Here is a 12,945-nt window from a genome sequence, read left to right as displayed (position 1 = left end):
ATTCCTCTCATAAGATTTATGGGAGGGATTTTTTTGATCAATCATTTTGTTAAACTGATAATCACGTTTCTTTTAGGGTACCTTTTTATTACTTGGTTTCCGGCGACTGAAAGCTTTAATAATCCAGAGTTCATTGTAGAACTGGTCCTGAACCCGGTGCAATTCTTTGCGGCTTCCATAGCCTTTATGACGGGGCTAATGGTTCAGGTAAATGTACTAAAAGTTGAGATCTATTCAATTCTTCAATTATGGAGAGGCAAACTACATAAAGAACTGAGCATCATACCTTTTCATATAGGGGTAATCTATGCATTAAGCGGATATGGAGTATGGCAAACGATGATTTTTTCCTTTTCAGCCTTTTTTTATGGTATTATTTCAATAGATTTTCGCCGTCAAGGAGGCCATAATGCTTGAATTCAGTATCTTATTAATGGCAGGGGGAGTCAGTCTCCTCTTTTTTATGTTATATGAAGCCCGTCGTAACGTTGTAAACATGAATCAGGTGAAGATGCCCCACTTTCCTGAAAACATGAAGCCCTTATCACTCTTTTTTATTTCAGATATACATAAACGGGAAATTTCAGATGAAATCATTGATGAAGTGAAGGGGAAAGCAGAACTTGTGATCATTGGGGGGGACCTGTTGGAAAAAGGAGTGCCTTTTTCCCGGGTTGAACAAAATTTGGATAAACTGCTTACATTGGGGAGTGTGTATTTCGTTTGGGGAAATAATGATTATGAAGTGAATACCGACAGGTTAAAGCAGATTTTTATGGAGAAAGGAATCATCGAAGTCGTCAATGAATCAGTAAAAGTACCTATACATAGCGGGGAGATGAATTTGATAGGGGTGGATGATGCAAGTACACAACGAGCAAATTATCACTTGGCTCTTGAAGAGATACACCCTGATGAATTTAATCTTTTAGTCAGTCATGATCCAAGACTTGTGAATCAAGTACGGAAAGTAGACGGAATCGATGTCATGATAAGTGGTCATACTCATGGAGGTCAGATTCGTCTGTTTGGTTGGGGAATGTATAAAAAAGGAAGAGTTGAAATTCTCCCTCAAACCACCCTATTAGTAAGCAATGGCTACGGGACCACCGCTATTCCTTTACGACTGGGTGCCCCGGCCGAAACCCACCTGTTGGTGATCGATAAAGAATGAAATGAACATTTGTTGTTCATTACCTATACAAATTTTACACAAATAGGTTTCTCGATTATAATTTTAGTGAAGTGAGAAATACGTGGGGGACATTTTATGAGCAATGAGAAGAAGTTAGAAGGAAAATACAACATTAAAGCTGTGTCTACCATTTTAGGGATCCAACCGGGTACACTAAGGGCTTGGGAAAGAAGATATCAGATCATTGCACCTGTAAGGAATGAATCGGGTCACCGTTTGTACACTGAACAGCATTTAAATATTCTGAAATGGCTTGTTGAAAAGGTCGATCAAGGTTTTACAATCAGCCAGGCCGTTGCGTTACTGGACAAACAGGAGCTTGAAGAGTATGAGTTTCATTCCTCTGAACAAAAGGATCGCACCCAAACCATATCCGATGATCTATTAAAAGCTTTACTAAGTTTTGATGAAACGAAAGCCCATGAGCTGATCAATCAGTCATTTTCAGTATATACAATAGACAAAGTGGTTATCGATATACTCGGAAGTCTCCTCGTCAGGATTGGAGATCTATGGGAAAATGGTGAAATCACGACGGCCCATGAGCACTTTGCCACTTCCATTCTGAGATCACGAATCGGTATCATCATGCATTCGTTCCCTCACAATGGGATACTACCCAAGGTAGTGGCAGTCTGCGGTCCAGGCGAATGGCATGAATTAGGATTATTGATTTTTACTCTATATGTACGAAGAAAAGGATTTGAGGTCATTTATCTGGGATCTAGTATAAAAGAAAATGATATAGATATCGTTCTGGATGAAGTAAATCCCAAATTTCTATTTTTCTCATGCACCCTTTTAGAAAATGTGGACAGCCTGCTTTCCCTAGTTACCTCATTAAAGAACGAGCGGCGGGATCTGGTAATCGGAATGGGGGGATTCGCGGTAGATCATCTGTCAAAAGAGTTAAGGGCAGAGTTTGATGAACACATCGTGGGACAAGCTAAATCGGAGTGGGAACAATGGCTCAAAAGTAAAATATAAGTGGAGTATGCACTGTTTACTGCCCTTTACATAGTATGATGATAAATCGTCACACTCTAGGGGGTACGAAGATGAAGCTCGAAAGAATTTCGGACAATAAAATTAAATTTTCCATTAGTGTAGAAGAGTTAGAACAAAAAGGTTTATTTGAACAAGACCAATGGAAAGATTCCTATATGTGGCATGACCTGTTCGAAGACATGTTAGATGAGGTACAAGGAAAGTTCGGTATCGAAACACAAATGGAAATTACTGTGGAAATAGAGTCTTTCGATGACCAGGAAATCTGCATGATCCTCACGTTAGAATCAGAAGATGATTTTTCTGACTGGGAAGAAGGAACCGAAATGATGAAGTCCATGAATGATCACGATGTGCTCGTGTATTTCGATGATTTCGAGGACTTACTCGACCTTCTAAAACGGATCAATGATTTGGGAAAGGTGAACAATTCCCTCATTCAATGCAGTATTTTTTACTATGAAAAAAAGTATTATGTACTCGTAGAGAATTTACTTGAAGGTGACAGTTTCATCCTGGATGCGATTTGTGCAGAGTATGGAAAGCATTCGACGATTACAAAGCATATCCTGATGGAATATGGACGTGCTGTGTTATATAGGGATACCATTAACAAAATATTATTTTATTTTTGAGTCATTGGCAATGAAGTTAAATCTTTCCCCCCCTTTTTAAATAAATGTTTTATTCGGGATCTCGTAAAAATTAGTCATTTTGCACTTTCAGGTTATTCCTGTTGGTGTTTTTTGTTTGTTTTCCGCTCCAAAAGCTCGCTTTCTGTGTGGCGTGAGTTGATGGGGATCGATCCTTCGCCAGTTGTAAGTGGAGCAGTTCTCCTAATCATTCAGCACATACTGGTTGATTAGAGCCTTGGAGATCCTAAAATTAAAAAATCTTTCGGAAAATCCCTTTTTATAATTCAACTTATGCTTGTCAGACCTGACATAGCTGCCTCTCCTCTTTTGGAATGATAGCGTTTTCAAAAAAATACCCCTTTTTTAATTTTCCTTCTTTGCAAGAGGAAATCAAACGTGTATACTATGTCATGAAAGCGGACGAGGTTCTGCTAAACAGTGAAGGATACTGGGAGGTTTACATACATGGTAGCCGAAAAGGGGAAAGAAAATCATCAAGCATCAGATCAACATGATGTGCTGAAATCTACACAAACGGTTATTCATCTTGCATTAGATAAATTAGGATATTCAGAAGAAGTTTATGAGTTATTAAAAGAACCTATACGAATGTTAACGGTTAAGATACCTGTCCGGATGGATGATGGAAAGGTGAAAGTATTCACCGGATACCGTGCCCAGCATAATGATGCCGTTGGGCCGACTAAGGGCGGAATTCGCTTTCACCCGAATGTTTCGGAAAAGGAAGTTAAAGCGCTTTCTATATGGATGAGCTTGAAATGCGGGATCGTTGACCTTCCATATGGGGGAGGCAAAGGAGGGATCATCTGTGATCCCCGTGATATGTCCTTTAGAGAATTAGAGAGGTTAAGCCGTGGATATGTACGCGCCATCAGCCAAATTGTCGGTCCATCTAAAGACATTCCGGCTCCGGATGTCTTCACAAATTCTCAAATCATGGCGTGGATGATGGATGAATACAGCCGGATTGATGAATACAATTCTCCTGGATTCATTACCGGTAAACCATTGGTACTGGGGGGATCTCACGGTCGTGAAACGGCTACCGCCAAAGGGGTGACGATCTGTATCCATGAGGCTGCGAAGAAAAAGGGAATCAAACTCGAAGGAGCAAGGGTCGTCGTTCAAGGATTCGGGAATGCAGGAAGCTTCCTTGCCAAGTTCATGCATGATGCCGGGGCGAAGGTGATCGGGATTTCTGATGCATACGGCGGCTTGCATGACGAGAATGGATTGGATATCGATTATTTATTGGACAGACGGGACAGCTTCGGGACTGTTACAAAATTATTCAATAATACGATATCAAATGAAGAACTTCTGGAGCTTGATTGCGACATCCTTGTGCCTGCAGCCATAGAAAATCAGATTACAGACAAGAATGCTCATAATATCAGGGCAAGCATCGTGGTCGAAGCTGCCAATGGACCGACAACATTAGATGCGACGAAGATTCTAACGGAACGGGGTATCCTATTGGTACCCGATGTATTAGCTTCTTCTGGAGGTGTGACGGTTTCATATTTCGAATGGGTTCAGAATAATCAGGGGTATTACTGGACTGAAGAAGAAGTGGAAGAGAAACTGGAAAAGATCCTTGTCAGCTCTTTTAATAATGTTTATGAAACGTCACAAACAAGAAGAGTGGATATGAGGCTTGCCGCCTATATGGTAGGCGTAAGGAAAATGGCAGAAGCCTGCCGATTCAGAGGCTGGATTTGACCATAAATAACAAAGGATGGGGTGCACGGCACCCCATCCTTTTTCTTTTGGAATCTTTTAGAGACACATTTTATCCGAACGAATGAACAGAATAGAGGTGTGGGTCATAAAAAGACTGAGTGCTACTTTTTGACCTGGACGCAAACTTATTCCATAATAATTGAGTAAAGCCCATTTATAATCTGAAATGAACGGACGAAAATGACCATTCAGATAGAGGAATTGAAGGAGTGTCTGAATTTGAAAATGGAAGAATGCATCATTGTAGGCGGAGGACCGTGCGGGTTGTCTGCGGCCATTAGTTTAAAAGAAAAAGGGATCAATCCATTGATCATTGAAAAAGGGAATATCGTAAACGCGATTTACCACTACCCTACCCATCAAACCTTCTTTTCATCGAGTGAAAAGCTTGAGATCGGGGAAGTTCCTTTTGTCATTGAAGAACATAAACCAAGAAGGAATCAGGCATTAGTGTATTATCGTGAAGTGGCAAAGCGTAAAAAGTTAAGAATCCACCGATTTGAAACCGTCCATAAAGTCGTGAAACGTGACGGGGGTTTTACGGTTTCCACTTCTAAGGGTACATACCGAAGTAAATCGATTGTCATCGCAACGGGCTACTATGACAATCCAAATTATATGGGTATCCCAGGAGAGGATTTAGAGAAAGTGTTTCATTATTTCAAAGAAGCCCACCCGTTCTTTGACACAGATGTTGTGGTCATCGGAGGGAAGAACTCAGCGGTTGATGCAGCTCTTGAATTGAATAAAGCAGGGGCAAGGGTTACCGTTTTATACCGGGGAAGCGAATATTCTAAAAGTGTAAAGCCCTGGATCCTCCCTAATTATGATGCCCTTGTGAGAAACGGTGAGGTCATCATGGAATTTAATGCGTGCGTGGATGAAATAACGAACAGTTCTGTCATTTACAACGTAAATGGCGAGGAGAAAGAAGTCAAGAACGATTTTGTGTTTGCCATGACCGGCTATCATCCCGATCACAGCTTTCTGACGAAGATGGGGATAGAAATCGATAGTGAAACAGGCAGACCCGCCCACAATCCAGTAACGATGGAAACGAATGTGGAAGGTGTATATATTGCAGGTGTGATTGCTGCCGGAAACAATGCCAATGAAATTTTTATTGAGAACGGCCGTTTACACGGAGGTTTGATAGCTGAATCCATGACTGTAACAGAGGAAGAGAAAGAATTATGAGAAAGAGGCTCTGAAAAGAGCCTCTTTTTAGTCTTTTATAATGTATAGTAATCCTGAAGGTGTTGACTCTAGTTTTTGAAAATCGTTTCTAATTCGTTCATTTTATTTGTTTGGGAAAGGGAAACCATTAGTTTAATCCTAGCTTTTTGTCCATTGAGCCCGTTGGAGAAAATAACACCTTTCTCTTTTAGCTGCTTTCCGCCACCGGAATATCCGTAAATATCCTGGACAATCCCGTTGAAGCATCTGGAGACTAATACGACAGGGATATTTGCTTCTAACAGCTCATTTATGCCTGCCACCGTTTCCGGGGGAAGATTCCCCTGCCCCAATGCTTCGATGACGACCCCATCGTATTGGAGGTCCTTTATGGCTCTCAGTAAACCTGAGTCCATCCCGGCATATGCCTTGATGAGTGTCACCCTCTTAGATATATCACACACCTCGTAGTGTTCCTCAGAAGTAGGCTGGTGATGAAAGAGGACTCCTCTTTTGGTCACGATACCAATTGGTCCATACTGTGGGCTTTGAAAGGTGGATACATTGCTTGTATGGGTTTTAGTCACATTTTTTGCTGAATGGATTTCGTCGTTCAGGACAACTAAAACCCCTTTTTTCTTGGATTTGTCGTCTGCTGCAACCCGTACAGATGAAATCAGATTATATAACCCGTCCGCACCGATCTCATTGCTTGACCTCATAGCACCTGTAACCACGATAGAGATGGGGAGGCGGAGGGTCAAGTCTAAGAAATACGCTGTTTCCTCCAGGGTATCTGTTCCGTGGGTGATGACAACCCCATGAAATGACTTTTCCTTATAGTTTTCTTCGATGATTTCCTTCAGCTGCTGCATATGTTCCGGCGTAATGTGGGGTGAGGGCAGATGAAATGCTTCAACAACTGTCAGATTCGCTATGTTTGACACAATGGACGTCTGTACTGACAGTGGGTTTTCTTTTCCTGGTGTTACGGCTCCTGTCTGTTCGTCTTCCATCATTGAGATGGTGCCGCCTGTATGTATGACTAAAATATCTTTCTTCATCATTCATTCCTCCAACCATTTAAATTCCTATTTCCAATCCTACATTAACATGATACGATTAAGAAAACCGAAAGAAAAGAGGACTTTTTATGCTGGTGATTTTATCAGCGGGTATAGCACCAGGATTAGCATTGTTAAGTTACTTTTATTTACGGGATCAATATGAGGCCGAACCCATTACGCTAGTGTTTAAAACATTTATGTACGGGGCTCTTATTACCTTTCCGATTATGTTTTTACAATATGTCCTGGAAGTTGAAGGAATCATTGGTTCCAATTGGTCTACCGCTTTTATTTCCTCCGGGTTCCTCGAAGAATTTTTTAAGTGGTTTATTTTGATGTTTGCGATTTTTCAGCACGTAGACTTTAACGAACCGTATGATGGTATTGTATACGGTGCCGGAGTATCACTTGGCTTCGCCACAGTTGAAAATATTTTATATTTGGTCGCAAATGGTGTTGAACATGCATTTGGAAGGGCCATACTGCCGGTTTCAAGTCATGCCCTTTTCGGTGTCATCATGGGCTACTATTTGGGGAAAGCCAAGTTTTCATCCAGTGAAGAAAGGCATAAATGGCTTTTTCTTGCTATATCAGTGCCAATCATGTTACATGGAACCTACAACTATATTTTCCTTGCCGAGAAAAACTGGATCTACTATATGGTCCCGTTTATGTTTTTCTTATGGTGGTTGGGATTAAAGAAAGTGAAGAGCGCCCACCAGCTTACAGAGAAGAAGTACAAAGGGGAATTGAAGAAAGAAATCATTTAAAGACGCTCCCCTTTGGTGGCGTCTTTTTCATTCAACCTAAAGGATCGAACCCCCGCATTAAAAAGCGGGGGTTCGATTTATTTATATGCAGCAGCAAGATCGGTTTTAGAGGTTTCCTTCCTCTTCACCTCATCTATTTTATTTACAAACATTTGAAACACTTTTCTCTTTTCATCCAAATCGCGTATGTATTCTTTCAATTCATTATACTTTTCTTCAAATGGTTTATGGTACATTTCACGGATATTATCAATGATTTCTTCATTCACCGTAGATTGGATCACCTGCTTTGTAATCCCGTACTTATAAGAATAGACCTTCAACTCTTTTTTTACATCCTCATAATCAGTATTGATTTGATCCAATACCTCTGAAATATCCTCTTTCCATTCATCCAAAGATTTCGCTAAATAATCCTCCATCATGACCCTCCCGTTTGAATTTATGCATTATTCCATGTTTCATTATAACTCTGATAGTTTACATCCCTTTTGCTGAGACATTACAGTGTCTTATCAAAGTACTGAACTGACAATCCTTTATATTTTTATTATTCCACTTGTATAAAATGGGATCCTCTACAAAAACTAGAGTTAATGTTAATTGAAGATATGGAGGTAAAGCATTATGAATAGTCGTTTCAAATGGGTATCTGCTTCAGTCGTCATGGTGCTTATGTGTTCTCTCTTTATGATTTCTTCTGAAGGGGAGAAGGCAGACGCTTTTACAAATCAGGTAATACAGCATGGCGCAACGGGCGAGGATGTAATCGAACTTCAATCCAGACTTCAATATATCGGATATTATAACGGAGATATTGATGGAGTGTTTGGGTGGGGGACCTATTGGGCACTCCGCAACTTTCAATATGAGTTCGGGCTTCCAATTGACGGCCTTGCTGGAGCGGAGACGAAAGAGAAACTAGCCAAGGCGTCTAAGTACAATAAAGAATTTGTGAAAAAACAAATAGAAAAAGGCAACAACTTCAGCCATTACGGGGGGACAGACTTAGAAAAGCAAAAAGGCTCGGCGGACGGAGGAGGAGGGAAGGGTACTTCACAAACCAAACCAGCTCCAAAACCAACACCTTCTAAGCCAACGGCAGTAAATACACCGAATGGTTTCTCTCAAAATGACATTCAGTTGATGGCGAATGCAGTGTATGGAGAGTCCCGTGGAGAACCCTATGAAGGTCAGGTAGCTGTAGCGGCAGTCATTCTTAATCGAATTGACAGCTCTGCTTTTCCAAACACGGCGGCAGGAGTGATTTTTGAACCGGGAGCCTTTACAGCAGTTGCCGACGGTCAAATCTGGCTGACTCCGAATGAAAAGGCGAAAGAAGCGGTCTTGGATGCCATTAATGGTTGGGATCCATCTTCCAGTGCCCTATATTACTTTAATCCTGCGACGGCAACAAGCAAGTGGATATGGTCGCGTCCACAAATCAAGAAAATTGGAAAACACATATTCTGTAGTTAAAGAGGTGAAGGAAATTGGTACGTGTCATTTTAATTACGGTGCTCGTCCTCGGTGTAGCGGGGACCGCTTTTTGGGGATATCAGGAACACCAGGAGAAAAATGCGATATTGATCAATGCTGAAAATAACTACCAAAGAGCATTTCATGAGTTAACTTATCAGGTGGATCTACTTCATGATAAGATCGGGTCGACCCTCGCCATGAATTCAAGAAAATCACTGTCACCCGCCCTTGCCGACGTCTGGAGACTAACTTCCCAGGCACACAGTGATGTCGGACAGCTTCCCTTAACACTGCTCCCCTTCAATAAAACGGAAGAATTCTTAAGTAATATCGGTGATTTCAGTTATCGCGTTGCGGTAAGGGATTTAGATAAGAATCCTTTATCGGATAAAGAATATAAATCTTTGCAAAATTTATATGAACAAAGTGCCGATATACAGAATCAATTAAGGAAAGTCCAGCATCTGGTAATGGAAAATAATTTACGATGGATGGATGTTGAAATGGCTCTGGCTTCTGGTAATGAGCAGACCGATAACACGATTATCGATGGATTCAAAACCGTCGAGAAAAATGTATCCGGGTATGATGAAGCGAATTTTGGAACGACCACTTTTGTTAATACTGAGAAAAAAGATCAAAACTTTAAAAAGCTAAAAGGTAAAGAGATTTCCAAAGAGGAAGCAGTCAAAATTTTACGTAAATATTCCGGTATCCCTAAATCAAAGGATGCAAAAGTATCAAAAAGTGGAAAAGGATCCGATTACAAATTCTATAGTGTCTCGATCGGAAATGGAAATACGGAAGCGAGCATGGATGTCACCCAAAAAGGGGGATATCCGATCTGGTATATCAACAATCGTAAAATTAAGGAACCAAGGATCAGCTTGAACAAGGCAGCGGAAAAAGCGACAACTTTCCTAAAAGAAAACAATTTCCAAAAGTTAGAGATGTTTGAAAGTGCACAGTATGATAATATCGGTATTTTCACATACGTGACGGTTTTGGATGGAGTGAGGATCTATCCAGACTCAGTCAAAATCAAGGTAGCCTTGGATAATGGACAAATTGTAGGTTTTGCAGCGGAAGAATACTTAAAAAATAATCATGAAAGAGAAATCCCTGAAGCTTCTATGACAAAAGCAGAGGCGAAAGAAACGACGAACCCTAATCTGAAAATAATGGAAGAGCGTCAGGCTGTAATTGTGAACGACCTGAACGAAGAAGTATTATGTTATGAATTCTTAGGGATGCTAGGTAAAGATACCTATAGAATATTCGTTAATGCAGACACAGGGGAAGAAGAAAAAGTGGAAAGACTCAAAAAAGCAGAACCCATTTACGAAGAAGTCGTTTGACACTTAGAGGGACGGACCTCCAGAAGGGGAGGTCCGTCCCTCTTCTTTTATTGGGAAATTCAAAATGAAGTTAAAAAAGGTCTGGAAAGGTGAGGTTCGGCATGACATAATATAGATACATAAATGGGGAAAGTAGGAATTTAGGACTATGATAAAAGCAGGTACCACATTGCAATTGGAACCTATACATAATGACACATTTGATCTATATAGGTGCAGGGTCGTAGAACTTTCTCAGGAAGGGATTTATATTGATTATCCCATCCATACGAAAACGGAGAAAGCCATTTTTTTAATCGATGGTACGCAGCTTAAAGCTAGCTTCACCATCAATGAACAGACGGTCCTGATGTTTGAAACGGAAGTGATGGGACGCAAATTATCTAAGATACCGATGATCCACCTGCATTATCCCGGGGATGAAGGGTTGGTTAAAGTCCAAAGGAGACAATTCGTTCGTGTAGAGGCGAATACAGATATCTCGTTAAAGATCAATGAACGGTTTTACCCGACCATTACGGAAGATCTCAGTGCCGGAGGCTGTGCAGTGGTGGTGAGGGAAGGGATGGATATTGAAAGTGGAACAAAGCTGTCAACGATCATCGTGTTGCCTATGCAAACAGGAGAGTGCCAGTATGTGGAGATTGCAGGCAAGGTGATCCGTGTCTGGGAGAAGGAACATAAGCTGATTGCAAGCATCGAATTTGTTCACTTATCCGAAAATCAGCGACAGCTTATATTACGGTATTGTTTCGAAAGACAGCTCGACCTGAGAAAAAAGGGCTTACTTGAATAAAATCCCAAAATGTACACATACTTTTTCTTAGAATGGAAAAAGGGTGATATAAATGAAAAGGGTAGAAAGAATCTTAATCAAATTAGCCATCATGCACTTTATCCTATTATTAGCGGTTCAATTTGTATTCCATCAAATGAATATCCTCCCTGAGCTTCATAAGATCGTTTTTTATGAAGGGGTGGAAAAAATGGAATACAGTGAGATTGTAGAAACCCTAACACGCTAGAGCAGGCGATTGATCCCTGCTCTATTTTTCTTGAATGCTGTATTCCAAGACGAACACCTCAAAAGAAAGAATCTATAAACGAAATGTGAGATTTATGTTAAAATGGGTAAGTAAATTATTAGGAACATAAGTAGGTGGATGAATTGAAAAAATTTAGAATTGCAATCGATGGTCCTGCAGCTGCAGGGAAAAGCACTGTGGCAAAAATAGTGGCAGGGAAATTATCTTATCTTTATATTGATACCGGGGCGATGTACCGCTCTTTAACGTATAAAGCTTTGACTGACAACGTAGACTTGCATGATGAGTATGCATTAAATGATTTATTGTCCAAAACCACGATCGAACTTGAACCTTCGGAGACGGGGCAGCTTGTCTTCCTTGACGGGAAAGATGTAACCGAGGAAATTCGTCAGGCATCTGTAACCAATTCAGTATCCCATGTGGCCGTTCATTCCCGGGTAAGGGAAGAAATGGTGAAGCGTCAGCAACTGCTGGCGAAGGAGGGGGCTGTCGTGATGGACGGAAGGGATATCGGCACCCATGTGATTCCGGATGCAGAAATCAAGATATTCCTACTTGCAAGTGTGAATGAGAGGGCACAAAGGAGACATGAAGAAAATATCTCTAAAGGCTATTCTTCTGATCTCGAACAATTAAAACAAGAAATTGCCCTCCGGGACAAGATAGATTCTGAAAGGGAAGTGGCCCCGCTGAAAAAAGCTGCAGACGCGACAGAAATAGACACCACTTCCCTGTCCATATCAGAAGTGGTGGCTCAAATTATGATGTTAGTAGAAAGGAAAGGTTAAAGTGAATCTATATACCTTTGCCAGAGGTCTTGTTAAGTCGATTCTTTCTCCTTTATATCGAATCGAGGTAATGGGGTTGGAACATTTCCCGAAAGACGGCGGGGTCCTTCTGTGCACCAATCATATTGATAATCTGGACCCGCCTGTAGTCGGGATCTCCGCACCAAGACCCGTGTCCTTCATGGCTAAAGAAGAGCTGTTCAATGTTCCCCTACTGGGGAAACTCCTGCCCGGCATACGTGCCTTCCCCGTAAAAAGGGGGATGAGTGACAGGGAAGCACTCCGAAAAGGATTACAGGTTTTGAAACAGGGAGATGTTTTAGGATTGTTCCCAGAGGGTACTAGAAGTAAAACAGGTCAAATCGGCAAGGGATTGGCCGGTGCCGGCTTCTTTGCTCTACGGTCTGAGGCGTACGTTATCCCTTGTGCTATCATCGGACCTTACAAACCGTTTAAGAAATTGAAGGTTGTATTCGGACCTCCGATCGAAATGGAAAGTATTCGTGAAGAAAGATTAAATGCCGAGAAAACGACGGAAATCATTATGAAACATATTGAAAAGCTGATACATGAGTATCAATAATATAAGGTTTCCCGCTTGACAAAAAGTAGTATTTATTAGAAGTTAGTAGAAAGAAAATTTTTAATTGCGA

Annotated in this window: 15 protein-coding genes; 13 read left to right on the top strand and 2 right to left on the bottom strand. The window is 41.1% G+C overall.

The features are described from left to right. The first annotated feature begins 33 nt into the window (after positions 1–33). The 6 genes from BAA9072_RS03670 (at position 34) to BAA9072_RS03645 (ending at position 5,799) form a co-directional block, all read left to right on the top strand. On the top strand, positions 34–417 hold the full coding sequence (locus BAA9072_RS03670) for a hypothetical protein (RefSeq protein WP_201713347.1): 384 nt from the start codon (positions 34–36) through the stop codon (positions 415–417). Further along, positions 410–1,174, top strand: coding sequence for a metallophosphoesterase (locus BAA9072_RS03665; RefSeq protein ID WP_201713346.1), 765 nt, complete (start codon positions 410–412; stop codon positions 1,172–1,174). Before BAA9072_RS03670 ends, BAA9072_RS03665 begins: the two co-directional genes overlap by 8 nt. A gap of 96 nt (positions 1,175–1,270) precedes the next feature. Then, a complete protein-coding gene (locus BAA9072_RS03660) occupies positions 1,271–2,182 on the top strand; it encodes a MerR family transcriptional regulator (RefSeq protein ID WP_201713345.1) in 912 nt (303 codons plus the stop codon). A gap of 71 nt (positions 2,183–2,253) precedes the next feature. Further along, complete coding sequence (locus BAA9072_RS03655) at positions 2,254–2,838, top strand: adaptor protein MecA (RefSeq protein ID WP_201713344.1); 585 nt, start codon at positions 2,254–2,256, stop codon at positions 2,836–2,838. A 465-nt stretch (positions 2,839–3,303) separates the two neighbouring features. After that, positions 3,304–4,581 carry a Glu/Leu/Phe/Val family dehydrogenase gene (locus BAA9072_RS03650; protein ID WP_201713343.1) on the top strand — a complete coding sequence of 426 codons (1,278 nt, stop codon included), beginning with the start codon at positions 3,304–3,306 and terminating at the stop codon, positions 4,579–4,581. A 240-nt stretch (positions 4,582–4,821) separates the two neighbouring features. Beyond that, positions 4,822–5,799: a YpdA family putative bacillithiol disulfide reductase gene (locus BAA9072_RS03645; RefSeq protein WP_201713342.1), complete on the top strand. Its 978-nt coding sequence runs from the start codon at positions 4,822–4,824 to the stop codon at positions 5,797–5,799. Positions 5,800–5,867: 68 nt separating this feature from the next. Here the strand turns inward: BAA9072_RS03645 and BAA9072_RS03640 are convergent, their stop codons facing one another. Further along, positions 5,868–6,845 carry an asparaginase gene (locus BAA9072_RS03640; protein WP_408015201.1) on the bottom strand — a complete coding sequence of 326 codons (978 nt, stop codon included), beginning with the start codon at positions 6,843–6,845 and terminating at the stop codon, positions 5,868–5,870. An 86-nt stretch (positions 6,846–6,931) separates the two neighbouring features. On the opposite strand from BAA9072_RS03640, the gene prsW reads away from it, so the two are divergent. Beyond that, positions 6,932–7,615, top strand: a complete 684-nt coding sequence (gene prsW, locus BAA9072_RS03635; protein ID WP_201713341.1) for a glutamic-type intramembrane protease PrsW — start codon at positions 6,932–6,934, stop codon at positions 7,613–7,615. Positions 7,616–7,692: 77 nt separating this feature from the next. Here prsW and BAA9072_RS03630 read toward each other — a convergent pair whose 3' ends face one another. After that, positions 7,693–8,037 (bottom strand): hypothetical protein, encoded by a 345-nt coding sequence (locus tag BAA9072_RS03630; RefSeq protein WP_201713684.1) that lies wholly within the window; start codon positions 8,035–8,037, stop codon positions 7,693–7,695. A 244-nt stretch (positions 8,038–8,281) separates the two neighbouring features. Between BAA9072_RS03630 and sleB the strand changes: the two genes are divergently transcribed. The 6 genes from sleB (at position 8,282) to BAA9072_RS03600 (ending at position 12,875) form a co-directional block, all read left to right on the top strand. Further along, positions 8,282–9,094, top strand: coding sequence for a spore cortex-lytic enzyme (sleB, locus tag BAA9072_RS03625; protein WP_230980765.1), 813 nt, complete (start codon positions 8,282–8,284; stop codon positions 9,092–9,094). 14 nt (positions 9,095–9,108) lie between these two features. Continuing rightward, a complete protein-coding gene (gene ypeB, locus BAA9072_RS03620; RefSeq protein ID WP_201713339.1) occupies positions 9,109–10,455 on the top strand; it encodes a germination protein YpeB in 1,347 nt (448 codons plus the stop codon). A gap of 148 nt (positions 10,456–10,603) precedes the next feature. Beyond that, a complete protein-coding gene (locus BAA9072_RS03615; protein WP_201713338.1) occupies positions 10,604–11,251 on the top strand; it encodes a flagellar brake protein in 648 nt (215 codons plus the stop codon). 52 nt (positions 11,252–11,303) lie between these two features. Continuing rightward, positions 11,304–11,480, top strand: a complete 177-nt coding sequence (locus tag BAA9072_RS03610) for a YpfB family protein (RefSeq protein ID WP_201713337.1) — start codon at positions 11,304–11,306, stop codon at positions 11,478–11,480. Positions 11,481–11,623: 143 nt separating this feature from the next. Beyond that, positions 11,624–12,292, top strand: coding sequence for a (d)CMP kinase (gene cmk / locus BAA9072_RS03605; protein WP_408015200.1), 669 nt, complete (start codon positions 11,624–11,626; stop codon positions 12,290–12,292). 1 nt (position 12,293) lies between these two features. Continuing rightward, positions 12,294–12,875: a lysophospholipid acyltransferase family protein gene (locus tag BAA9072_RS03600; RefSeq protein WP_201713335.1), complete on the top strand. Its 582-nt coding sequence runs from the start codon at positions 12,294–12,296 to the stop codon at positions 12,873–12,875. Positions 12,876–12,945 lie beyond the last annotated feature (70 nt).

The organism is Rossellomorea arthrocnemi (assembly GCF_904424705.1).
Lineage (GTDB): Bacteria > Bacillota > Bacilli > Bacillales > Bacillaceae_B > Rossellomorea > Rossellomorea arthrocnemi.
The sequence above is the reverse complement of the archived record's forward strand: the minus strand, read 5'-3'. Positions and strand labels throughout refer to the sequence as shown.

Bases quoted from the DNA above. Each gene is read 5' to 3' on its own strand.
- BAA9072_RS03655 (WP_201713344.1), top strand. From the start codon at position 2,254: ATGAAGCTCGAAAGAATTTCGGACAATAAAATTAAATTTTCCATTAGT.
- BAA9072_RS03660 (WP_201713345.1), top strand. From the start codon at position 1,271: ATGAGCAATGAGAAGAAGTTAGAAGGAAAATACAACATTAAAGCTGTG.
- BAA9072_RS03630 (WP_201713684.1), bottom strand. From the start codon at position 8,037: ATGGAGGATTATTTAGCGAAATCTTTGGATGAATGGAAAGAGGATATT.
- BAA9072_RS03650 (WP_201713343.1), top strand. From the start codon at position 3,304: ATGGTAGCCGAAAAGGGGAAAGAAAATCATCAAGCATCAGATCAACAT.
- BAA9072_RS03665 (WP_201713346.1), top strand. From the start codon at position 410: ATGCTTGAATTCAGTATCTTATTAATGGCAGGGGGAGTCAGTCTCCTC.
- sleB (WP_230980765.1), top strand. From the start codon at position 8,282: ATGGTGCTTATGTGTTCTCTCTTTATGATTTCTTCTGAAGGGGAGAAG.
- BAA9072_RS03640 (WP_408015201.1), bottom strand. From the start codon at position 6,845: ATGATGAAGAAAGATATTTTAGTCATACATACAGGCGGCACCATCTCA.
- prsW (WP_201713341.1), top strand. From the start codon at position 6,932: ATGCTGGTGATTTTATCAGCGGGTATAGCACCAGGATTAGCATTGTTA.
- BAA9072_RS03610 (WP_201713337.1), top strand. From the start codon at position 11,304: ATGAAAAGGGTAGAAAGAATCTTAATCAAATTAGCCATCATGCACTTT.
- BAA9072_RS03615 (WP_201713338.1), top strand. From the start codon at position 10,604: ATGATAAAAGCAGGTACCACATTGCAATTGGAACCTATACATAATGAC.